Source organism: Kumtagia sp., from assembly GCF_059502445.1.
The window spans coordinates 46,329-68,211 of the sequence record NZ_JCACER010000009.1 but is presented as its reverse complement, the minus strand read 5'-3'; the positions used below and the strand labels follow the sequence as shown (position 1 = coordinate 68,211).

At 66.7% G+C, this 21,883-nt stretch carries 18 protein-coding genes, 1 tRNA gene and 1 riboswitch; of the genes, 5 read left to right on the top strand and 14 right to left on the bottom strand.

Features of this window, described 5'->3' with window-relative positions:
* Positions 1–2 precede the first annotated feature (2 nt).
* Positions 3–293: an FAD assembly factor SdhE gene (locus AC5JDC_RS03955; RefSeq protein WP_495839291.1), complete on the bottom strand. Its 291-nt coding sequence runs from the start codon at positions 291–293 to the stop codon at positions 3–5.
* Between the two features lie 320 nt (positions 294–613).
* Between AC5JDC_RS03955 and recG the strand changes: the two genes are divergently transcribed.
* Positions 614–2,722, top strand: a complete 2,109-nt coding sequence (gene recG, locus AC5JDC_RS03950; protein ID WP_495839289.1) for an ATP-dependent DNA helicase RecG — start codon at positions 614–616, stop codon at positions 2,720–2,722.
* A gap of 4 nt (positions 2,723–2,726) precedes the next feature.
* Here the strand turns inward: recG and AC5JDC_RS03945 are convergent, their stop codons facing one another.
* From AC5JDC_RS03945 to AC5JDC_RS03930, 4 genes are all read right to left on the bottom strand, one after another.
* Complete coding sequence (locus tag AC5JDC_RS03945; RefSeq protein WP_106771138.1) at positions 2,727–3,467, bottom strand: DUF502 domain-containing protein; 741 nt, start codon at positions 3,465–3,467, stop codon at positions 2,727–2,729.
* A gap of 94 nt (positions 3,468–3,561) precedes the next feature.
* Positions 3,562–5,385, bottom strand: coding sequence for a glutamine--fructose-6-phosphate transaminase (isomerizing) (gene glmS, locus AC5JDC_RS03940; RefSeq protein WP_106771139.1), 1,824 nt, complete (start codon positions 5,383–5,385; stop codon positions 3,562–3,564).
* 151 nt (positions 5,386–5,536) lie between these two features.
* On the bottom strand, positions 5,537–6,883 hold the full coding sequence (gene glmU / locus AC5JDC_RS03935; protein ID WP_495839286.1) for a bifunctional UDP-N-acetylglucosamine diphosphorylase/glucosamine-1-phosphate N-acetyltransferase GlmU: 1,347 nt from the start codon (positions 6,881–6,883) through the stop codon (positions 5,537–5,539).
* Between the two features lie 141 nt (positions 6,884–7,024).
* On the bottom strand, positions 7,025–7,771 hold the full coding sequence (locus tag AC5JDC_RS03930) for a cytochrome c biogenesis CcdA family protein (RefSeq protein WP_495839284.1): 747 nt from the start codon (positions 7,769–7,771) through the stop codon (positions 7,025–7,027).
* 191 nt (positions 7,772–7,962) lie between these two features.
* Between AC5JDC_RS03930 and AC5JDC_RS03925 the strand changes: the two genes are divergently transcribed.
* Positions 7,963–8,038 (top strand) — tRNA-Lys (locus AC5JDC_RS03925).
* A 108-nt stretch (positions 8,039–8,146) separates the two neighbouring features.
* Here the strand turns inward: AC5JDC_RS03925 and AC5JDC_RS03920 are convergent.
* The 7 genes from AC5JDC_RS03920 to AC5JDC_RS03890 all read right to left on the bottom strand — a co-directional run bounded on the left by AC5JDC_RS03920 (position 8,147) and on the right by AC5JDC_RS03890 (position 13,571).
* Positions 8,147–8,611 carry an aminoacyl-tRNA deacylase gene (locus AC5JDC_RS03920; protein ID WP_495839282.1) on the bottom strand — a complete coding sequence of 155 codons (465 nt, stop codon included), beginning with the start codon at positions 8,609–8,611 and terminating at the stop codon, positions 8,147–8,149.
* Positions 8,612–8,876: 265 nt separating this feature from the next.
* The gene (locus AC5JDC_RS03915; RefSeq protein WP_495839280.1) at positions 8,877–9,275 is read right to left on the bottom strand and encodes a GFA family protein; all 399 of its coding nucleotides are present in this window, start codon (positions 9,273–9,275) and stop codon (positions 8,877–8,879) included.
* A 142-nt stretch (positions 9,276–9,417) separates the two neighbouring features.
* The gene (locus AC5JDC_RS03910) at positions 9,418–10,371 is read right to left on the bottom strand and encodes an alpha/beta fold hydrolase (protein WP_495839278.1); all 954 of its coding nucleotides are present in this window, start codon (positions 10,369–10,371) and stop codon (positions 9,418–9,420) included.
* A gap of 265 nt (positions 10,372–10,636) precedes the next feature.
* Positions 10,637–10,885 carry a ParB N-terminal domain-containing protein gene (locus AC5JDC_RS03905; RefSeq protein WP_106771145.1) on the bottom strand — a complete coding sequence of 83 codons (249 nt, stop codon included), beginning with the start codon at positions 10,883–10,885 and terminating at the stop codon, positions 10,637–10,639.
* 53 nt (positions 10,886–10,938) lie between these two features.
* Positions 10,939–11,136: a hypothetical protein gene (locus AC5JDC_RS03900; RefSeq protein ID WP_495839275.1), complete on the bottom strand. Its 198-nt coding sequence runs from the start codon at positions 11,134–11,136 to the stop codon at positions 10,939–10,941.
* Between the two features lie 65 nt (positions 11,137–11,201).
* On the bottom strand, positions 11,202–12,302 hold the full coding sequence (locus AC5JDC_RS03895) for an FAD-binding oxidoreductase (RefSeq protein ID WP_495839397.1): 1,101 nt from the start codon (positions 12,300–12,302) through the stop codon (positions 11,202–11,204).
* Between the two features lie 21 nt (positions 12,303–12,323).
* Positions 12,324–13,571, bottom strand: a complete 1,248-nt coding sequence (locus tag AC5JDC_RS03890) for an aromatic ring-hydroxylating oxygenase subunit alpha (protein WP_495839273.1) — start codon at positions 13,569–13,571, stop codon at positions 12,324–12,326.
* 116 nt (positions 13,572–13,687) lie between these two features.
* Positions 13,688–13,893, bottom strand: a riboswitch (cobalamin riboswitch).
* A gap of 230 nt (positions 13,894–14,123) precedes the next feature.
* On the opposite strand from AC5JDC_RS03890, the gene zigA reads away from it, so the two are divergent.
* Positions 14,124–15,344 carry a zinc metallochaperone GTPase ZigA gene (zigA, locus tag AC5JDC_RS03885; RefSeq protein ID WP_495839271.1) on the top strand — a complete coding sequence of 407 codons (1,221 nt, stop codon included), beginning with the start codon at positions 14,124–14,126 and terminating at the stop codon, positions 15,342–15,344.
* A 334-nt stretch (positions 15,345–15,678) separates the two neighbouring features.
* Here the strand turns inward: zigA and AC5JDC_RS03880 are convergent, their stop codons facing one another.
* Together AC5JDC_RS03880 and metH are read right to left on the bottom strand one after the other, a co-directional pair.
* On the bottom strand, positions 15,679–16,332 hold the full coding sequence (locus AC5JDC_RS03880; protein WP_495839269.1) for a class I SAM-dependent methyltransferase: 654 nt from the start codon (positions 16,330–16,332) through the stop codon (positions 15,679–15,681).
* 254 nt (positions 16,333–16,586) lie between these two features.
* Positions 16,587–20,369, bottom strand: a complete 3,783-nt coding sequence (gene metH / locus AC5JDC_RS03875; protein ID WP_495839267.1) for a methionine synthase — start codon at positions 20,367–20,369, stop codon at positions 16,587–16,589.
* 176 nt (positions 20,370–20,545) lie between these two features.
* Here metH and AC5JDC_RS03870 point away from each other — a divergent pair, with 176 nt between their 5' ends.
* On the top strand, positions 20,546–20,773 hold the full coding sequence (locus AC5JDC_RS03870; protein WP_106771151.1) for a hypothetical protein: 228 nt from the start codon (positions 20,546–20,548) through the stop codon (positions 20,771–20,773).
* 142 nt (positions 20,774–20,915) lie between these two features.
* Positions 20,916–21,830 carry a fatty acid desaturase family protein gene (locus AC5JDC_RS03865; protein WP_495839265.1) on the top strand — a complete coding sequence of 305 codons (915 nt, stop codon included), beginning with the start codon at positions 20,916–20,918 and terminating at the stop codon, positions 21,828–21,830.
* Positions 21,831–21,883 lie beyond the last annotated feature (53 nt).

Here is a 21,883-nt window from a genome sequence, read left to right as displayed (position 1 = left end):
GCTTATCGGAACGTCATCGCCTGGCGAAAGGCGACGATCTTTTGCAGGATTTCGCTTTGGAGCCTGTCCGGCACCGGCTGCTCTCCGGTGATCCACGGCAGGAGCACGGTGTCGGGAATGTCGAGAAGCCCCTCATATTGGTCGAGTTCGGCCTCGGTCAAGGCATGGATGCGGGCATCGGCGAACGAGCCGAGGATCAGGTCGGTCTCGCGCATGCCGCGATGCCATGAGCGGAACAGCAGCTTTCGCCGGCGGGGATCCAGATCGTGGCTGGAGGGTGTGGTTCCGGTCATCGGGGCGCCCTGTGCAGAGCGGCGCATATAGCGTGGATAGACGATGGTGTCAGCCTTGCGCTGTCAGCAGTGAAGCCTAACATCCAGACGGTGAACCGCTTTCGTGTGAATATCGCGCCTTGTCGCACCCCCCTCTGTCCTGCCGGACATCTCCCCCGCAAGGGGGGAGATTGGCCGCGACCGCGCCGCCGCTTTACCCTCCCCCTTGTGGGGAGGGTCGGGCCGCAGGCCCGGGGTGGGGGTCAACAAGGGCATGCTGCCGTCTCCCCCACTCCGATCCGCTTCGCGGATCGACGCTCCCCACCAGGGGGAGGGTGAAGATGCGCCCTTCCCTGCTCGATCCGCTGTTCGTCCCCATCACCTCGCTCGACGGCGTCGGTCCTAAGGTCGGCGCTCTCATCGAGAACGTGGTGCCGGCCGACCTGACTGCACGCCCGGCACGCGCCGGCGACCTTCTCTTCACCTTGCCCAACAGCATCATCGACCGCCGCAACCGGCCGGGCGTGGCTCTGGCGCCGCAGGGTGCCATCGTCACGCTGGAGCTGCGCGTCGACCGGCACCAGCCGCCGCCGCGTGGAAACCGCTCCGTGCCCTACCGCGTCTATGCCTTCGACGAGACGGGCGAGATCGCGCTGACCTTCTTCCACGCCAACGCCGCCTGGCTGGAACGCAGCCTGCCGATCGGCGGGGACGTGGTGGTGAGCGGCCGCATGGACTGGTTCAACGGCCGCCCTTCCATGGTGCATCCCGACCACATCGCGACGGTCGGCCAGACGGAAAACCTGCCGCTGGTCGAGCCGGTCTATCCGCTGACCGCCGGGCTGCATGCCAAGGTGCTGCGCCGCGCCATCGGCCAGGCGCTGGCGCGCCTGCCGGAGCTGCCGGAGTGGCAGGACCCGGACGTGCTCAGGCGTCAGACGTTTCCGAGCTTCGCCGAGGCGCTGCGGCGCATCCACAATCCCGCCGAGCCGATCGATGTCTCGCCGGAGGCGGCGGCGTGGCGGCGGCTCGCCTATGACGAGATCCTTGCCGGCCAGGTGTCGCTGGCGCTGGTGCGCGCCAATGTCCACAAGCGCGCCGGCCGGCCGCTCGTCGGCGACGGCACCCGCATCGCCGCCCTGCGAGCCGCCCTGCCCTACCGGCTCACCGCCTCCCAGGAGCAGGCTCTGGCCGAGATCGATGCCGACATGGCAAAGCCCGACCGCATGCTGAGATTGCTGCAGGGCGACGTCGGCTCCGGCAAGACGGTGGTGGCGCTGCTTGCCATGGCGCGCGCGGTGGAGGCCGGCGGACAGGCGGCGCTGATGGCGCCGACCGAGATTCTAGCGCGCCAGCATCTGACCACCATCGCCCCGCTTGCGGCGAAGGCCGGCCTCAGCGTCGCCGTGCTCACCGGCCGCGAAAAGGGCCGCGAGCGGGCGGCGATCCTCGACGGCTTGGAAAGCGGCGCGATCGACATCGTCGTCGGCACCCATGCGCTGTTCCAGGAGACAGTGCGGTTCCGCGACCTGGCCTTCGCCGTGGTCGACGAGCAGCATCGGTTCGGCGTGCACCAGCGGCTCGCCATCACGGCCAAGGGCGAGGCGCCCGACATGCTGGTGATGACGGCCACTCCGATCCCGCGCACGCTGGTGCTGACCGCCTTCGGCGACATGGACGTGTCGCGGCTGACCGAGAAGCCGGCGGGCCGCCAGCCGATCCGCACGGTCACCCTGCCCTTCGAGCGCTACGACGAGCTGGTCGGCCGCATCGCCGACGCGCTGGCTGAGGGGCAGAAGATCTACTGGATCTGCCCGCTGGTCGAGGAATCGGAGGAGGTCGAGCTGACCTCGGCGGAGGAACGCCACACGGCGCTTCAACGTGAGTTGGATACCGCTGTCGGGCTCGTGCATGGCCGCATGTCGGGCCGCGACAAGGACGAGGCGATGCGCGCCTTCAAGGCGGGCGAGACGCGCGTGCTGGTCGCCACCACGGTGGTCGAGGTCGGCGTCGACGTGCCCGACGCCACCATCATCGTCATCGAGCATGCCGAGCGCTTCGGCCTGGCGCAGCTGCACCAATTGCGCGGCCGGGTCGGGCGCGGATCCAAGGCCTCGACCTGCGTCTTGCTCTACAAGCCGCCGCTCGGCGAGACCGCGACCGGCCGGCTGTCGGTGATGCGCGAGACCGAGGACGGTTTCCGCATCGCCGAGGAGGACTTGAAGCTGCGCGGCGAAGGCGAGTTGCTGGGCACGCGCCAGTCCGGCACGCCGGGCTTTCAGGTGGCGCGGCTGGAATTCCATGCCGATCTGCTGGAGATCGCCCGCGACGACGCCAGGCTGCTGCTCACGCGCGACCCCGGCCTGACCTCGGAACGCGGCGAGGCGGTGCGCGCCCTGCTCTACCTGTTCGGCCGCGACGAGGCGGTGCGGCTGCTGCGCGCCGGCTGACCAGCTACCTGTGCGGCCGGGACGAGCCGGTACGAAGATTCTCCAGTGTCGGGTTGGCGAGCGAGATGTCGATGGGCTCACCCTTGGTTGTGACGACCTTGCGCTTGTATTCGGGCGCCACCAGCCCGGCCGAGACGATCAGCTTGGCGCCGTCCTCGATGCTCATGTCGAGCGTCACGATCTCGGATCTGTGCACATACATCAGGAAGCCGGTGGTCGGGTTGGGCGTGCACGGCATGAACACGGCGACCAGCGGGTCGCCCGGCTTGTCCAGCCTGACGTTGATCTCGGTCTCCTTCTCGCCGGCCACGAACACCAGCGACCAGACCCCGGTGCGCGGATATTCGACCAGGCCGACGGTGCGGAACATCTCGTTCTTGTTGGAGAGAACCGTCTCGAATATCTGCTTCAGCGCGCGGTAGATGCCGCGCACCAGCGGCGTGCGGCCGACCAGCCCCTCGCCGAAACGGATGATCGAGCGGCCGATGATGTTGGCGGTGAGGAAGCCGATCAGCGTGATCAGCACCAGCGCCACGATCAGGCCGACGCCCGGTACCGCGAAGGGCAGGTAGTTATCGGGATTGTAGGCCGAAGGCAGGTAGGGTTTCACCCAGGAATCGACCCAATGGATGAAGCTCCAGGCGAGATAGGCGGTGATCGCCAGCGGCGCGCACACGACCACGCCGGTCAGGAAGTAGTTCCTGATCCGCGTCATGCCGGAAAGGGAGATCGGAGCGTCGCTCATCCGGGGCCCGAGAGTTTGTGAACCGCCGGAATAGAGCATTCCCGAGGCGGCGATACAATCCACAACGCCGCCGCCTCACGAACGTTTCAAGCCGCTATTCGACCGTCACCGACTTGGCGAGGTTGCGCGGCTGGTCGACGTCGGTGCCCATCACCACGGCGGTGAAATAGGCGAGCATCTGGATCGGCAGCGAATAGATGATCGGCGTGATGATCTCCGGCACGTCCGGCAGCACGATGGTCTCCATCGCGTTTATGGTGGCGTGCTCGGCGCCCTTCTTGTCAGTGATCAGGATGATCTTGCCGCCGCGCGCCGCGACCTCCTGCATGTTCGACACGGTTTTTTCGAAGATGCGGTCATGCGGCGCGATCACGATCACCGGCATCTTCTCGTCTATCAGCGCGATCGGCCCGTGCTTGAGCTCGCCCGCCGCATACCCTTCGGCATGGATGTAGCTGATTTCCTTGAGCTTCAGCGCGCCTTCCATCGCCAGCGGATAGTTGGTGTCACGGCCGAGATAGAGCACGTGGCGGTAGCGTGCCAGCTCGTGCGCCACGGCCTCGATCTGGCTTTCCAGCTTGAGCACCTGGCTGGCGTAGCGCGGCGCCTCGGCGAGATGGCGGACAAGGACCCTCTCCTGCTCGGGCGAGATCGTGCCGCGCTCGACGCCGGCGCGCACGGCGAGCGAGGCGAGCACGGAGAGCTGGCAGGTGAACGCCTTCGTCGAGGCGACGCCGATCTCCGGACCGGCCAGGGTCGGCAGCGTCACGTCGGCCTCGCGCGCGATGGTCGAGCCGCGCACGTTGACGATGGCGCCGATCGGGATGCCTTCCCTGCGGCAGTAGCGCAGCGAGGCCAGCGTGTCGGCCGTCTCGCCCGACTGCGAGACGAACAGCGCGGCGCTGTTCTTCGACAGCGGCATCTCGCGGTAGCGGAATTCCGAGGCGATGTCGGCGTCGACCGGCAGACGGGCCAGCCGCTCGAACCAGTACTTGCCGATCGAGCTGGCGAGGAAGGCGGTGCCGCAGGCCGACAACGCGATTCGGTCGAGGTTCTTGAACTCGAACGGCAGGTCGAGCGCGCGCGTGGTTCCCTCGACGAAGTCGAGATAGTGGGCCAGCGTATGCGAGATCACCTCCGGCTGCTCATGGATCTCCTTCTCCATGAAGTGCCGGTGGTTGCCCTTGTCGACGAGAAAACTGGTCCCGAGCGATTGCTGGCGGTCGCGCCGCACCTCGTTGCGGTCCATGTCGAAGATGGTGACCTTGTCGCGGCGCAGCACCGCCCAGTCGCCGTCCTCCAGATAGGTGATGGCGTTGGTGAAGGGGGCAAGCGCGATGGCGTCCGAGCCGAGGAACATCTCGCCCTCGCCATGCCCGACCGCCAGCGGCGGGCCGTTGCGCGCGCCGATGATCAGGTCCTCGTCGTCGCTGAACATGATGGCAAGGGCGAAGGCGCCCTCCAGCCGCCTGAGGGCGCGATAGGCGGCCTCGACCGAATTGGCGCCGCGAGCGATCTCGCGGGCTATCAGATGCGCCACGACCTCGGTGTCGGTCTGCGAATGGAAGACGTAGCCGTCGGCCATCAGCTCGGCGCGCAGCTCGGCGAAATTCTCGATGATGCCGTTGTGGACGATCGCCACGCCGTTGGAGAAATGCGGATGCGCGTTGGCCTCGTTGGGCACGCCGTGGGTGGCCCAGCGCGTGTGGCCGATGCCGATTCGCCCGCCCAGCGGCTCCTCGCCGAGCCGGCGCTCCAGATTGATCAGCTTGCCCTGCGAGCGCCGCCGCGCCAGCGTCCCGCCCTCGATGGTGGCGACGCCGGCCGAATCATAGCCGCGATATTCCAGGCGCTTCAGCGCATCGACGATCAGCGGCGCGACCGGCGACTGGCCGACGATTCCGACAATGCCACACATGAGAAAACCCCCGATCTACTTAAAATAGCTTCCGCTTTCCTTAGAAGAAGCTGTCCGGCGGATGATAATCAATTTCGGTGTCAGATGATGACAGCGAGCTGTCGGCACAAGTCTATTGGGCAGGACCTTCCAAACCGTTATCGTTGGCCGGCTATTTTTTGGTCGAGGCCAGACGCTCGCGCAGCCGGCGTCCGCGTTCCGGCAGGTTCTTCTGGCGGGCCCGCCCGAACGCCAGCGCGTCCGCCGGGACGTCTTCGGTGATGACGCTGCCGGCAGCGACGTTGGCGCCCTCGCCGATGCTGACCGGGGCGACCAGCGCCGAATTGGAACCGATGAAGGCGCCCCGGCCGATATCCGTGAAAGCCTTGTTGAAGCCGTCATAGTTGCAGGTGATGACGCCGGCGCCGACATTCGCCCCGGCGCCGACGCGCGCATCGCCGACATAGGCCAGGTGGTTGACCTTGGCGCCGGCCTCGATATTGGCCTTCTTGATCTCGCAGAAATTGCCGACCTTCACCCCTTCCGCGAGCGTGGCGCCGGGCCGCAGCCGCGCGAACGGCCCGACATGACTGCCGGGGCCGATGTCGGCGCCGTCGATATGGCTGAAGGCATGGATGACCGTGCCGCCCGCCACCCTGACGCCCGGACCGAAGAAGACGTTCGGCTCGACATAGGCGTCGGCGGCGATCTCGGTGTCGTGGGAGAAATAGACGGTGTCGGGCGCCACCAGCGTCACCCCCGCCAGCATCGCCTCGCGGCGGCGGCGGCGTTGCCATACCGCCTCGGCTTCGGCCAGCTCGGCCAGCGTGTTGACGCCGAGCGTGCTTTCGAACGGCGTCTCGATGGCGACCGCCTTCAGCCCCGCCCGGTTCGCGAGCGCGACGATGTCGGTGAGGTAGAATTCGCCCTTGGCGTTGTCGTTGCCGATCCCGTCGAGCAGGCTGAGCGCATGCGCCCCGGAAATCGCGATCAGGCCGCTGTTGCAGAAGGTGATCAGCTTTTCGGCCGGCGAGCAGTCCTTTTCCTCGCGGATGGCGACCAGCGCGTCGCCGTCCTCGATCAGCCGGCCGTAGCCGGTCGGCCGGTCGGTGCGGAAACCCAGCACCGCCACCGCAAACCCTTCCGCCAGCCTGGCGCGCGCCAGCATCAGCGCGCCGGCATCGATCAGCGGGGTGTCGGAAAACATCACCAGCACGTCGTCGAAGCCGCGCGCGATGGCCTCGCGGGCGGCAAGCACCGCATGCGCGGTGCCGAGGCGCGGCTCCTGCACGAATATTTCGGCCCCGGCGGCGAAGGAAGCGGCCGCCTTGCGCACCGCATCCGAATCGTGGCCGACCACGACCGCCATCTGCTCGGCCCCTGCCTGCTCGGCCGTCTTCAGCACATGCGCCAGCATCGGCAGGCCGGCGATCCTGTGCAGCACTTTTGGCGTGCTGCTCTTCATCCGGGTGCCCTCACCGGCTGCGAGGACGATCGACAGGCAGCTTCTCGACGACATTCTTGGTTTCCTGGCGGGACGGCGGAAAGGATTCGAGGCGCGCCCTTCTAGCATCGCCGGCGCCGGCTTCCAACGCCCGCTCCGGTCACCGTTTTTTACAACGGATACAAAGCAGGCTTGATGACGGCCGCGAAGGCCGCTTCAGCCGAGCCTGCCGAGCGCCGGAAACGTCTCGAGCAGCCAGTAGGACATCGTCTGCACGCCGCCGGTCATGAACAGCACGCCGGCAACGACCAGCAGCGCGCCGATCGCCTTCTCGACACGCCCGAGATGGACGCGGAAGCGCCCGAGGAAGCGCATGAATGCGCCCGAAAACAGCGCGGCGACGAGGAAGGGGATGCCGAGACCGAGCGAATAGGCGGCGAGCAGCAGCGCCCCGTCGCTGACCGTGGCGCTGCCGCCGGCCAGCGTCAGGATCGGTCCGAGCACCGGGCCGATGCAGGGCGTCCAGCCGAAGGCGAAGGCGAGGCCCATGACATAGGCGGCCGCAGCGCTCGCCGGCTTGCCGCGCGTCTGGAAGCGCGCCTCGCGCGACAGGAAGGGAATCCTGATCAGGCCGAGAAAATTGAGCCCCATCAGGATGATGACGAGGCCGGCGGCGATCGCCAGCGGCTCCTGCCAGACCCTGAGCAGCCGGCCGATGCTGGAGGCGCCGGCGCCGAGCGCCACGAACACGGTGGAGAAGCCGAGCACGAAGGCGACTGCCGTGAATGCCAGCCGGCGACGCGCCGGCGTCGGCGCGGCAACCTGGGCATCGCTGCGGAAATCCTCGACCGACACGCCGGCCATGTAGCAGAGGTAGGGCGGCACCAGCGGCAGCACGCAGGGCGACAGGAACGAGATCGCGCCCGCGCCCACCGCCGTCAGGTAGCCGACATCGACCGCCATGTTTCCGTATCCCGTTCGACCGCCCGCATATAGACAAGGAGCGCGCCCGGCTCCAATCACCTTGCCGTGGCGGATCGTCGCCATGCTACGCGGATGAGGATTACCGAAAACCGCATTTTTTGCGATTGACCGCCCAAGCGGCTGTCCCTATGGTCCGCCGCACTTTCGGGGGCGCCGCGCGCGCCCCGTGGGAGCGCATAGCTCAGCCGGTAGAGCAACTGACTTTTAATCAGTAGGTCCAGGGTTCGAGTCCCTGTGCGCTCACCAATGAATTCAACTCTGCCGAACGAAGGCACTGGCTGGTCGCCGGGGACGCCCTGCCAAGGAGCGGTACGGCGCGCGCGCCGAAAATCCCTCTATCGGAAGCGAACCCGTTCACCCGCTGATCCGTCCGTGCGGCACGCCGTACATCAGCCGGCCGAACCCGTCGCCCGAGACGTGCACGAGCGTGCGGTGGTCGCCGCCCTCGAACCAGACGTCGTCTCGGCGCTCCAGCCGGTCGTCGACCACGCATGGCACCCGGTAGGGCGCGCCGAAGATCGGCACGGCGCCGGTGTCGCAATCCGGGAACAGCGCGCTCGCCTCGTCCTCGTTGGCGAGTTCGACGGGCTCGCCGACCAGGGCGGAGACCTTGTCGAGGTCGACATGGCGCGAAGCCGGAACCACCGCCAGCAGGTAGCTGCCGTCCCATCTCAGCACGACGCCCTTGGCCAGCGCCCCGCCGGGCACGTGGCTGGCCTGCGCCGTCATCGCCGACGACCCGGTCTTGCTGTGACGCCCGACGTCGTAAGGGACGTGGTTGTCTTCCAGATATTCCTGCATGGTAAGCGCGATACCCATCGCCGTCTCCTTTCGCGTCGCTGCCGTGGCGACCGGCGCGGGACAAGCGGCGGGAGGTTTGGCGCGCCTGCGGAGCGACAACCGCGGCGCGCCGGTGACCGGCTCCTCGCCACACCGCCGGCTGGTCGCGTGGCCAGCCCTGTCGGCCGACCCATCCGAGAGCGAAGAGTACACCCGCGGGCCGATGCAGGCCAGCGGAATGCGCGAATCAGCCGACCTTGGCCCGCAACGCCGCGTGAAACGCGAGATGCTTCGGCAGATCCGCTCAGCCCGGCGGCGGGCCCTGCTCGTATTGCGGCAGGCCGTCGTCGATCCTCACCCAGGGCTGCCTGGAGGCGGTGAAGATGTGCATCTGCGGCCTGAACAGCGACGGGTCGTCGAGCGAGCCGCTGGTGATGCCCAGAATGCCGGCGGCGTCGCGGCGCGAGAAGATGGTGGTGCCGCAGTTGGCGCAGAAACCGCGCTTCAAGTCGGGCGAGGAATGCACGGTCGCCACCAGCCCGTCGAAGGCGACATCCTCGATGCGGAACAGCAGGCGGGCGTTGAATGCGGCGCCGATCGCCTTCTGACAGAGCCGGCAGTGGCAGACGCGCTGGTTGATCGGCGCCGCCTCAGCGCAATAGCGCACCGCGCCGCACAGACACCCGCCTTCATATCTCGCCATCCCCGCCACCTACCGCCGTATTGCGGCGACAGGATAGCGTTTCCCGTGGAGGCGGGGAACCGCATTCTGGCGCGCAGGTCTCCGCGATCGCTAGATGGGTACCAACTGCAAGCCGTCGATGGAACGGCTGCGACAGCGGATGTCACTGCCCCTCCTTCACCAGTTCGTCCCAGCTCTTCACCCTGGTCTCGCCGTCGAGAAATGGCCGGACCGTTGTCGCCAGCTCGGGAGCGAAGAAGACGTCGTAGTGGGTGCGGTTGGGGATGATCGCCAGCCGGTTCTGCGACATGGTCTCGCGCATCCAGCCGGCGTCTTTCAGGCCGCCGCCGAGCAGCTGGTAGAATTTCACGATGTGCTCGGGCCGGTACATGTCGCTGTCGCCATAGACCAGCATGACGGGCATCTTCAGCGTCTTCACGTCCTCCGACCAGTCATAGGGCTTGCGCATATACTCGCCCATGCGGTCGAGCAGCCTTGGAAAATCCTCCGGCTTCGGCGCGATCGCGACGTAGGACTGGTACATCGGCGTGTCCTTCATCATATCGGCCATCGCGGCGCCGACGGCGGCCTGCTGCGGCAGCATCTCCGGATAAAAACCGTCCTGCGCAAAACCGGCCGAGACAACAGCCAGGCGCCGCACCAGATCGGGGTGCTGAACCGCGAGCCGCAAGCCGGCGCCGCCGCCGAAGGAATAGCCGAGCACGTCGACCTTGTCGTAGCCGAGCTCCCTGACGATCACCGCCAGGTCGTCGCCGATGGCTTTCAAGTCGATCGGCCGGTCGCCCAGCGTGGTGCGGCCATGGCCCTGCAGGTCGACGCCGATGACGGTGCGGCCTTGCGCCAGGGCCGGCAGCACGGGTCCGAACATGCCGGTCGAGCCCAGCCCGCCATGCAGCAGCAGCAGCGGCTCGCCCGCGCCATGCACTTCGTAATAATAGTCGATGCCGTTCACCGCGATGCGGCCGCTCCTGGCCGGCGCCGGCGCGGTCACCGTTTCAGCCTGCTGCGCCTTGGCTTCCTCGGCGGCCGCGACGGCCGGCATGGCCAGCACGGCCGCGGCCGAGGCGAAAAGGGCGATCAGGGTGGACTTCAGCATGTCTGGCTCCTCGGAATGGGCTGTCGTTCTCGTGATGTCCCGAGGACGCGCGGATAGGCCTGGTGCCGACATGGGTTGGCAAAAAACTTCGCCCCGTGATGCCGATGTTCTTGCGCATCTCGGATTTGGCTGTGCCTCCCCAACCATCCGGGTGCGTCTTCACCGGCTTTGGCTTCGGGACGTCGAAGTCGATCAACAAATCCCACACCACCCGGACCGAAAGCCCGGCGCGTTCCGCCATCGGCGCCGGGGCCGGACAGTCCGGTCAATGCCGGCGCGCCTGCACCAAATAGGCGTTGATCTCGGTCTCGCCGAGCCACTTCGCCGCCTCCAGCCGGTGCAGGCCCTCGACCAAAATGTGCCGCTTGCCGTCATGGCGCACCTGGATCGGCACCTTCAGGCCGTTTTCTAGGATGTCCTCGGCGAGCAGCCGCACCGTCTGCGGGTGGAGCGTCTTGCGCCGTCCCACCGGCACGTAGATGTCGTCGACGGGAACTTTGTGGATTCGCAGCATCGTCTACCTCCCGCACGGGCATCACCCGCGACAGGATAGAGGGATCGCCGTGCTTAGCAAGGAAGCCGGGCGCCCGCCCGGGGGACGGCCGCCGGCTTCGGGCCGATCTCCGGAACCGCCACGGCGGCGAACAGCGCGCGCAGCCGCAGACCTTGCGGGCCGAGCGGAGCCCGCCGGTCGATCAGCCCGATCTGCCGCAGCGCCGCGGCTTCCAGATCGGCGCCGCGCGGAAGAGAGACCAGCCATTCCATGAAGACGTCCTCGGGTTCCGGCAGTGGTGCCGACCGGAGCGCACGGCCAAATATTTCGCCCGCGCTCACGCCTCGATCTCCAGGGCCGACAGCGGCCTGGAGCAGCAGGCGAGGATAAAACCTTCTGCGATCTCGTCGTCGAGGATGCCGCCATTGTGCTGCATCTCGACCTCGCCCGACACCTTCCTGACCCGGCAGGTGCCACACAGGCCAAACTCGCAGGCGGCGGCGATGCGCACGCCGGCGGCGCGGGCTGCCTGCAGCACCGTCTGGCCGGACAGGCACCGGCCCTCCACCCCGGAGACGCTGAAGCGGACGGGTATCGAGGCCCCCGCCTCGCCTTCCGAAGCGCCTTCGGCCGTGTCGGCGAAGGGCGCCGGCAGGGCTTCGACCGGTGGCGCGCCAAAACTCTCCTGATGATAGCGGGCCATGTCGAAGCCGGCGGCTTCCAGCATGTCGCGCACCGCGCGCATGAACGGCTCGGGGCCGCAGCAGAACACCTCGCGCTCGCGGAAGTCGGGCGAAAGCAGCGGCAGCCGCACCGCGTCGATGCGGCCCATATGGCCGAACCAGCTCTCGCGGCTGGAGCGCTCCTCGATGAGGAAGCCGAGCGACAGGCCCGGCATGCGGCCGCCGAGCAGCTCCAGCTCCTTCCGAAAAATGATCTCCTCCGGCCGCCTGGCGCAGTTGACGAAGGCGACGTCGGTCCATGGGGCGCAGTCGTTCAGCCAGCGCAGCATCGACATCATCGGGGTGACGCCAGAGCCGGCTGAGATGAACAGATATTTCGCCGCCGGATGGTTGTGGTGCGAAAAATCCCCGACGGGACCGAAGGCCCTGACGCGCATGCCGGGGAGGAAATGGTCGAACATCCAGCGCGTGCCGACGCTGCCCGCCTGCGCCTTGACCGTGACGGCGATCGAGAACGGCCGCGACGGCGACGACGACAGCGTATAGGTGCGCATCAGCGGGCCGTCCGGCGCCGGCAGCTCCAGCGTCACGAACTGGCCGGGCTTGTAGCGGAACCAGGTCTGCGCGTCGGAGCGGAAGGTGAAGGTCTTGACGTCCGGCGCCTCGTCGGTGACGGCGACCACCTCCAGCACCTGCAGCCGGTCGTTCCACGGCGCCATCTCGTCGAGGTGGCGGTAGAGGCCGAGATCGGTCATGGCGTTCATCTCCCCCTCCCGTCAGGCGACGCTGCGCAGCGCCGGCTTGCCGCCCTCGGCCAGCCGCGGCTCGATGAAGCGCGCGTACCAGTCGACGAACTGGATGACGCCGCCCTCGTGCAGCTCGGAATACGGCCCCGGCTCGTAGGCCGGCGATTTGATGCCGAAGGCGTTCTCCTCGACGATGCGGCGGTCCTGGTCGTTGGTCTCGGTCCACACATGGATGAGTTCGGCCAGGTCGTAGTCGACGCCCTCGACCGCGTCCTTGTGCACCAGCCATTTGGTGGTGACCGCCGTTTCCGTGGCGTTGATCGGCAGCACCCGGAAGGTGACGGCGTGGTCGCCGAGAATGTGGTTCCAGGTCGTCGGGTAGTGATAGAGCATCAGCGTGCCGATGCGCTCGACCGCCACCTGCGCGGACAGGCTCTTCCTCACCGCCCGCTTGCCGGTCATGGTGTAGCTGACGGCGTCGCGCAGCAGCGGCGCGCGGGTGGCCCGGTACTGACCGGCGGCGTCGATGCGGAAGCGCGCCGGCAGGCCGGCCGCCTCGCATTTCGCCCAATGATCCAGCATCTCCGGGTCGCTCTCGGCGCCGTTGACGCCGGTGACCGTCGGGGCTTCCGGAAAGGTCTTGCACAGCTCCGGATGGTTGCCGGCGCAGTGATAGCACTCGCGGTTGTTCTCCCAGACGAGCTTCCAATTGCCTTTTTCGACGATGGTCGATTCGTGGGCGATCTTCGCCTCGGTCAGCCGGTGCGGCGCGAAATAGGGCTGCATCAGCGCCCGGAACGGCGCAAAATCGGCAGGCTCGTCGGCGAGGCAGATGAAGACGTAGCCGCCGACGCTTTCGCAGGCGACCGGCTTGAGGCCGAAAGCGCCCTTGTCGAAACCCTCGGCCATCTGGCGCGCGAACAGCAGTTTTCCGTCGAGGTCGTAGGTCCACTGGTGGTAGGGGCAGACGAGCCGCGCCGACATGCCGCGCTCGGCGTTGCAGACGCGGCTGCCGCGATGGCGGCAGGAATTGTGGAAGGCGCGGATGCGCCCCTCGCGGTCACGCACGATCACCACCGGATAGTCGCCGACCTGCACGGTGAAGAAGCTGCCCGGCTTGGCGATCTCGCAGTCGTGGCCGACGAACAGCCAGTCGCGATACCAGACCAGCTCCATGTCCAGCCTGAAGAAGTCCGGGTCGATGTAGAAGGGCTGCTCCAGGCTGAAGCCGTCGCGACGGCGTCGGATCATCCTCAGCATTTCGGTGCGTGCGTCCATGTCCTGTCCTCACGGTGCAAGGACTGAACTGGTGGTGATGAAGGAGGATCGGCGACGGCAGTCGGGTTGCGACCGGCCGAGCGCTTCCGCCTCTTGACCGCCCACCGCGATCAGTCGGGTTCCGATGCTTCAAGGCTGGTTTCCGGGCTCCGAAGCTGGCCTTGGCAGGCCCGTCCCGACACCTTCCCGGGCCTTTGCCCAGTGGTCTCCCGTCGAGACGAAAAACTTCGATACCGTTGCGGGGGCAGCGCCGGCATCAAACCGGCTTCCCAATTCTCCCTGCGGCCTGTCGCCGAAGGGCACCTTGAACGGGGATCATCAGACCAGAGGGCGCGGCCGGCGTCCCGCGAGAATGCGACTTCGGCTGCGTCTCCAGCGACGCCGGCGAAATGGCGGGCTTGCTCTCCCGATTTGTTATGTTATTACGTTACTATTCCGGCGAATGCGAATACCTCGCCGGGACGAATGGTCGTTCCTCCCAAGCGATCGTCCGCATCCGGCCCGGGCACTCGGGCCGGATGCATCCCCCAGCTCCGAACGGATCCCAAAAACATGCCCGACGCAGCCAAGCCGACGAAACGCCTTCCCGTCACCGTCCTCTCCGGCTTCCTCGGCGCCGGCAAGACGACGCTGCTCAACCACGTGCTCAACAACCGCGAAGGCCGGCGCGTCGCCGTCATCGTCAACGACATGAGCGAGGTGAACATCGACGCCGCGCTGGTGCGCGACGGCGGCGCGAATCTTTCGCGCACGGAAGAGCAGCTGGTGGAGATGACCAATGGCTGCATCTGCTGCACGCTGCGCGACGACCTTTTGAAGGAGGTGCGCCGGCTGTGCGAGCAAGACCGCTTCGACTATCTGCTGATCGAGGGCACAGGAATCGCCGAGCCTCTGCCGGTCGCCACCACCTTCGATTTCCGCGACGACAACGGCGACAGCCTGTCGGACGTCGCCCGGCTCGACACGATGGTCACGGTCGTCGACGCGGCGAGCCTGCTCAAGGACTACTCCTCGCAGGATTTTCTGCGCGATCGCGGCGAGACGGCCGGCGCCGGGGACGACCGCGCGCTGGTCGATCTTCTGGTGGAGCAGATCGAATTCGCCGACGTGATCGTGCTCAACAAGGTCTCGGAAGCCGCCCCGCACGATCTCGACCTTGCGCGCAAGATCGTCCGCGCGCTCAACCCGGACGCCGCGCTGGTCGAAACCGATTTCGGCAGAGTCGGGCTCGATCAGGTGCTCGACACTGGCCGCTTCGACCTCGAAAAGGCGCAGCAGCATCCGCTGTGGTTCAAGGAGCTGAACGGTTTCGGCGACCACGTCCCGGAGACGGAGGAATACGGCATCCGCTCCTTCGTCTACCGCGCACGCCGGCCTTTCGACCCAGTGAGGCTGAAGGCTTTCGTCAACCGGCCCTGGCCGGGGGTGGTGCGCGCCAAGGGTTTTTTCTGGCTGGCGACCCGTCCGCACCATGTCGGCGAGCTCAGCCAGGCCGGCGCGCTGGTGCGGACGGGCAAGCGCGGACTGTGGTGGGCCGCCGTGCCGAAGGACCAATGGCCCGACCATCCCGAATGGCGCGCCGCGATGCGGCCCTATCTCGATCCGGTATGGGGCGACCGGCGCCAGGAGATCGTCTTCATTGGCTGCGACCCGATGGACGAGAAGGCGATCAGGGCGGAGCTGGACGCCTGCCTCGTCGCCGAAACCGGCTTCATGCCGGCCCGCTGGCGCGACCTGCCCGATCCGTTCCCCTCATGGGAGCGGGCGGCATGATGCTGCGTTTTTTGCGCAAGGTGGCCGGCAGCGCGGCGGCTCGTCCGCCCTGCGCCTGCCATCCAGCCGGCGAGCCGGACGGCGTCCGAGACGACCCGACACAGGAAAGAGAGGGGGACAGGGCGTCGCGCTTCACCTGCGACGAGACTGATGCTTGCCTGCAACCGGATCACCGCAAGCAGGCCGGCGGCTGAGCTGCGTCGCGGTCGGCTCGCGCCGGAATCCGTATCCGTGGCAAAAGCACGGTCTCACGCATCGCAGCGGCGAAGCCAAGCCGGCGAAGAATCGAATATCATCTCGGTCTGAGTTTCGGCTCTCGACCCGAACCGGAAGTTCAATTCAGGCCCAGACTCTGCGTGCGTCGTGCCCGTCTCGCCCGAATGCTCAGCCACCGAACATCGGGCCTTCCGATGCACGGACGTATCTCGCTGACGATCCAGCCGGCCTTCGTGAGTGCGGACCGCAGGGCAGCCTCGCGCCAGTACGTCTCGACGTAGCGCCGAGGCGCCGCAGCGCCGCCGTATGTGGAAACATCCTCGCCATCGCCCTCTCTGACCGAGGCGTGCAGTGGGCTACCGGTCCGGGTCGCCTCGGCAAGCCGTCCAAGCACCGTGCCGAAATCCTCGCGCGCGACGTGAATAAGAGAGGCACAGGCCCAGATTCCGTCGTACGGCATACCGGGACGCTGCGGGTCGGCCAGGTCATCGGTCAGAGGGTCCAACAGGTCGGCCTCGAAGCCGGCCTCGCGGAGCAGTTCGACGAAACCCTTCGAAATGTCGGTGCGCCGGACGCTGATTCCCCGCTTCTCAAGCTCAAGTGCATCTCGCCCGCCGCCGCTTCCAATCTCCAGCACCCTGCCCGAGCCACCCAGCTCGGCCACGAACGCATCGATCTCCGTCGCGACCCATTCGGGCACCGCCGCTGCCTCGGCAGCGTACTCCGCCGCGACCGTATCATAGGACCGCACGGTATCCCGGTCGGTGCTCATCCCGGCGCTCCTCCCTAACCCCATGAACGAGAGGCCCGTTGTGCCCCTCGCACTTTGGCTGTTGGCGACATCGCGGGCGATCTGCTTCCTACATAGCAGAAATTTGATCCGAGACCCTGCCAAGAATCGGTCGTATCTGATGGCTGCCGAAAGCGGAATGCGTGAATGCGGGGTCGTTCGCCGCGGAACGCGCCAGCCTGCGCGCGCTTCTCAGGCACGTCACGGCACGCTCGATGCCCGGAAGTCGCCCGGTCCTATTCCGCGGCCGCGGCGACCGGTCCCGGCACGTAGTTGAGGATCGGCCCGAGCCAGCGCTCGACCTCGGCCACGCCCATGTCCTTGCGGGCGGCGTAGTCCTCGACCTGGTCGCGCTCGACCTTGGCGACGCCGAAATAGTAGCTCTCGGGATGCGACAGGTAGATGCCGGAGACCGACGAGCCCGGCCACATCGCCATGCTCTCGGTCAGGCTGACGCCGGCGTTCTTCTCGGCGTCGAGCAGCCGGAACAGCGTGACCTTCTCCGTGTGGTCGGGCTGGGCGGGATAGCCCGGCGCCGGCCGGATGCCCTGATAACCCTCGCCGATCAGCTCGTCGGACGAAAAATCCTCCTGCGCGGCATAGCCCCAGAACTCCTTGCGTACCTTCTCGTGCATGCGCTCGGCGAAGGCTTCCGCGAAACGGTCGGCCAGCGCCTTCACCAGGATGGAGGAATAGTCGTCGTTGGCGCGCTCGAAGCGCTCGGCGATCGCCACCTCCTCGATGCCGGCCGTCACTACGAAGCCGCCGACATAGTCCGGCTTGCCGCTGGCCAGCGGCGCGACGAAGTCGGAGAGCGCCACATTCGCCTTGCCGTCGCGTTTTTGCAGCTGCTGGCGGAGCGTGAAGAAGGTGGCGAGCTCCCGTCCCCTGCCCTCGTCGGCGAACAGCCTGACGTCGTCGCCGACGGCGTTGGCCGACCAGAAGCCGATGACGGCCTTCGGCGCGAACCATTTTTCGTCGATGATCTTCTTCAGCATCGCCTGGGCGTCGTCGAAGAGCTGGCGCGCCGCCGCGCCCTGCTTCTCGTCCTCGAGGATTTTGGGATAACGCCCCTTCAGCTCCCAGGTCTGGAAGAACGGCGTCCAGTCGATGTAGTGCGCCAGCTCGGCAAGGTCCCAGCTCTCGAACACCTTCGTGCCGAGGAAGGACGGCTTCGGCGGCGTGTAGCCCGCCCAGTCGATCCTGTGGGCGTTGGCGCGGGCGCGCGCCAGCGGCAGCCGCTGCTTCTCGCGCTCGGAGCGCTCGTGCGCCTCGGCGACCTTGCGGTACTCGGCCTGAACGGTTCCGACATAGCCGGGCTTCATCTCCGGCGACAGCAGGCTCGACACCACGCCGACGGCGCGGCTGGCGTCGGTGACGTAGACGGCCTGGCCGCGATCGTAGCGCGGATGGATCTTCACCGCTGTATGGACCCGGCTCGTCGTCGCGCCGCCGATCAGCAGCGGGATGTCGAAGCCCTCGCGCTCCATCTCGGAGGCGACATGCACCATCTCGTCGAGCGACGGCGTGATCAGGCCGGAGAGGCCGATCACGTCCACCTTCTCGTCGCGCGCCGTCTGCAGGATTTTCGTCGCCGGCACCATGACGCCGAGGTCGATGATCTCGTAATTGTTGCAGGCGAGCACGACGCCGACGATGTTCTTGCCGATGTCGTGGACGTCGCCCTTCACCGTCGCCATCAGGATTTTTCCGGCGCTCCGGCGCTCCGTTCCGCCATTGGCGGCCTTTTCGGCCTCCATATAAGGCAGCAGCACCGCCACCGCCTGCTTCATCACGCGGGCCGACTTCACCACCTGCGGCAGGAACATTTTTCCCGACCCGAACAGGTCGCCGACGACGTTCATGCCGGCCATCAGCGGTCCTTCGATGACGTGCAGCGGGCGTTCCGCCTTTTGCCGCGCCTCCTCGGTGTCGGCCTCGATGAACTCGGTGATGCCGTTGACGAGCGCGTGCTCCAGCCGCTTCTCGACCGACCGTTCGCGCCAGGCGAGATCTTTCTCCTTCGCCTGTCCGCCGCCGGCACCCTTGAAGCGCTCGGCGATCTCCAGCATGCGCTCCGTCGCCGTGCCGCCGGCCTTCGGCTGGCGGTTCAGCACGACGTCCTCGCAGGCCTCGCGCAGCTCCGGATCGATCGATTCGTAGACGGCGAGCTGGCCGGCATTGACGATGCCCATGTCCATCCCGCGCTGGATGGCGTGGTAGAGGAAGACCGCGTGCATGGCCTCGCGCACCGGCTCGTTGCCGCGGAAGGAGAAGGAGAGGTTCGAGACGCCGCCGGAGATATGCACATGCGGCAGCGTGTCGATGATCTCGCCGGTCGCCTCGATGAAGTCGACGCCGTAATTGTCGTGCTCCTCGATGCCGGTGGCGACCGCGAACACGTTGGGGTCGAAAATGATGTCTTCGGGCGCGAAGCCGGCCTTTTCCGTCAAGAGCTTGTAGGCGCGGCTGCATATCTCGACTTTTCGCGCCCTGGTGTCGGCCTGCCCCACCTCGTCGAAGGCCATGACGACCACCGCCGCGCCGTAGGCCCGGCACAGCTTGGCGTGGTGCAGGAACGCCTCTTCGCCTTCCTTCATCGAGATCGAGTTGACGATCGGCTTGCCCTGCACGCATTTCAGGCCGGCCTCGATCACCTCCCATTTGGACGAGTCGATCATGACCGGGACCTTGGCGATGTCCGGTTCGGCGGCGATCAGGTTGAGGTATTCGACCATCGCCTTCTTCGAATCGATCAGGCCTTCGTCCATGTTGACGTCGATGATCTGCGCGCCGTTTTCCACCTGGTCGCGGGCGACATCGAGCGCGGTCGCGTAGTCCCCAGCGGTGATCAGCTTCCTGAACTTCGCCGAGCCGGTGACGTTGGTGCGCTCGCCGACATTGACGAAGGGGATTTCCTCGGTGAGCGTGAACGGCTCCAGGCCCGACAGCCGCATCTGCACCGGCCGCTTGGCCGGCTGGCGCGGCGCGTGCTGGCCGACCGCCTCGGCGATGGCGCGGATATGCTCCGGCGTCGAGCCGCAGCAGCCGCCGGCGACGTTGATCAATCCCTCTCGCGCAAACTCCTCGACTTGGGCGGCCATGAAGTCGGGGCTCTCGTCATACTGGCCGAAGGCGTTGGGCAAGCCGGCATTGGGATAGGCGCAGGTGAAGGTCTCCGCCACGTCCGACAGTTCGGCGAGGTGCGGCCGCATGGCATTGGCGCCGAGCGCGCAGTTCAGCCCGATGGTGAACGGCTTCGCGTGGCGCACGGAATGCCAGAAGGCGGTCGGCGTCTGGCCGGACAGCGTGCGGCCGGATAGGTCGGTGATGGTGCCGGAGATCATGATCGGCAGCCGCACGCCCTTTTCGCCAAAAATCTCCTCGCAGGCGAAGATCGCCGCCTTGGCGTTCAGCGTATCGAAAATGGTCTCGATCAGGATGATGTCGGAGCCGCCGTCGATCAGGCCGCGCAGCTGCTCGCCATAGGCGAGCCTGAGATCGTCGAAGGTGACGGCGCGGTAGCCCGGATTGTTGACGTCGGGCGAGATCGACGCCGTGCGGTTGGTGGGCCCGAGCGCGCCGGCGACGAAGCGGCGCCTGCCGTCCTCCTGCTCGGCCCGGATGGCGGCGCGGCGCACCAGCCGCGCGCCGTCGCGATTGAGCTCGTAGACCGCGTCCTCCATCGCATAGTCGGCCTGCGCGATGCGGGTCGAGGAGAAGGTGTTGGTCTCGATGATGTCGGCGCCGGCCTTGGCATACTTGTAGTGGATCTCCTCGATCGCCTTCGGCTGGGTGAGGATCAGCAGGTCGTTGTTGCCCTGCTGGTGGCAGGGGCAGCCGGCGAACCGGTCGCCGCGGAAATGGTCCTCGTCCAGGCCGAGCCCCTGGATCTGGGTGCCCATGGCGCCGTCGAGGACGAGAATGCGCTCGCGCGCGGCCGCCTTCAGGGCAGCGAGGATTTCGGAACCGTCCGGCTTGGCTGCCACCGGCCCGAAGAGTTCTTCGACAGAGGGCATTTGCGACACTCTTCATTTCCGATGCGACATTCATGCAATCACATAAAGACATCTTTATGTCAACATGCCATTCGCAATACTTGCCGGATCTGCAGGAGATGGAAATCGATTGTCCCAGGCCGTTCCCTTCCAACCTGCGGCTGCGCTAAGCTGCCGGGGTAAATGGGAGAGGACGCATGTGGATCAAGCTGACCAGTGTAAGGGATGAGACCGTACTGCTTGCGGTCGACAAGGTAACGCATGTGACTGCGCGGGAGTCGGGCGGCTCCTCGGTTTATCTGCTTGGCGATACGGTTGACGGCCGGCCGCGCGTACTCGGCGTCAAGGAAACCCTCGACCAGCTCGCGGCGCTGCTCGATGTTTCCGGCGCACCGGCAAAGCGCGCGGCCAAGGCGGCGAAATAGCGTGCCGACTTGAAAGCATTCCCGCCGGGCAGCACGCTGGCCGGCGGGCTTTCTTGCATTCGTCGGAAGGCAACCGCAACGCATAGGCCGCATAGGCAGCCGGCATTTACCGGCCGGCGGTTTTGCCGTTAGATGTCCGCCCATGTCGGACATCGATCACCGCGCGGTCATCGCGCAACTGTCGCCCGAGCAGCGCCGGCTCATCACCGCGAAGGCCGACCGGCCGGGCCTGTTTCGCCTCGCCGTTCATGGCGGCCTGATCGTTCTGCTCGCCATCCCGATCGACCTGAAAATTCCGTTCTGGCCGCTGCTGATGCTACCGCAGGGCGTGCTCGTCGTCTTCCTGTTTACCCTGCTGCACGAAACGATCCACGACACCGCTTTCGAGACGCCCTGGTTGAACCGTGCCGTCGCCTTCGCCTCGGGTTTCATGATCCTGCTTCCGCCGGACTGGTTCCGTTATTTTCATTTCGCCCATCACCGCCACACGCACGATCCGGACAACGATCCCGAACTCATGACGCCGAAGCCGGAGACGGTGGGCCAGTACCTGCTTTATCTCTCCGGCATTCCGTACTGGATCGCCATGGTGCGGGTTGTTTGCGCGAATGCGGCCGGGAAAAACCGCGACAGCTTCGTTCCGGAGAAGGGCCGGCCAAAAATCCGATGGGAAGCCCGCGTTTTTCTCGAGCTTTATGCCGTGCTCCTGGCGAGTTCCCTGGTCGCCGGGTCGAGCATCCTTCTGTGGGTTTGGATCGTGCCTGCCCTGGTCGGCCAGCCATTCCTGCGCGCCTATCTGCTGGCCGAGCACACGCGCTGCCCGCATGTCGCCAACATGCTCGAAAACACCCGCACGACCTTCACCACGGGGCTCGTCCGGTTCTTCGCGTGGAACATGCCCTACCACGCCGAGCATCATTCCTATCCGACCGTGCCGTTCCACCAGTTGCCGCGATTTCATCGGATCGCCGCCGAGCACCTGCGCAGCACCGAAAAGGGTTACGTCCGTTTCCATCGCAAGCTGGCCGCCGACCTGAAGCGGCACCTGTTCCGGTAAGCCGGATACGCCCTGTCCGCGATGTCGGTGCGCGTCGTTTTTGAAGGCCCGCG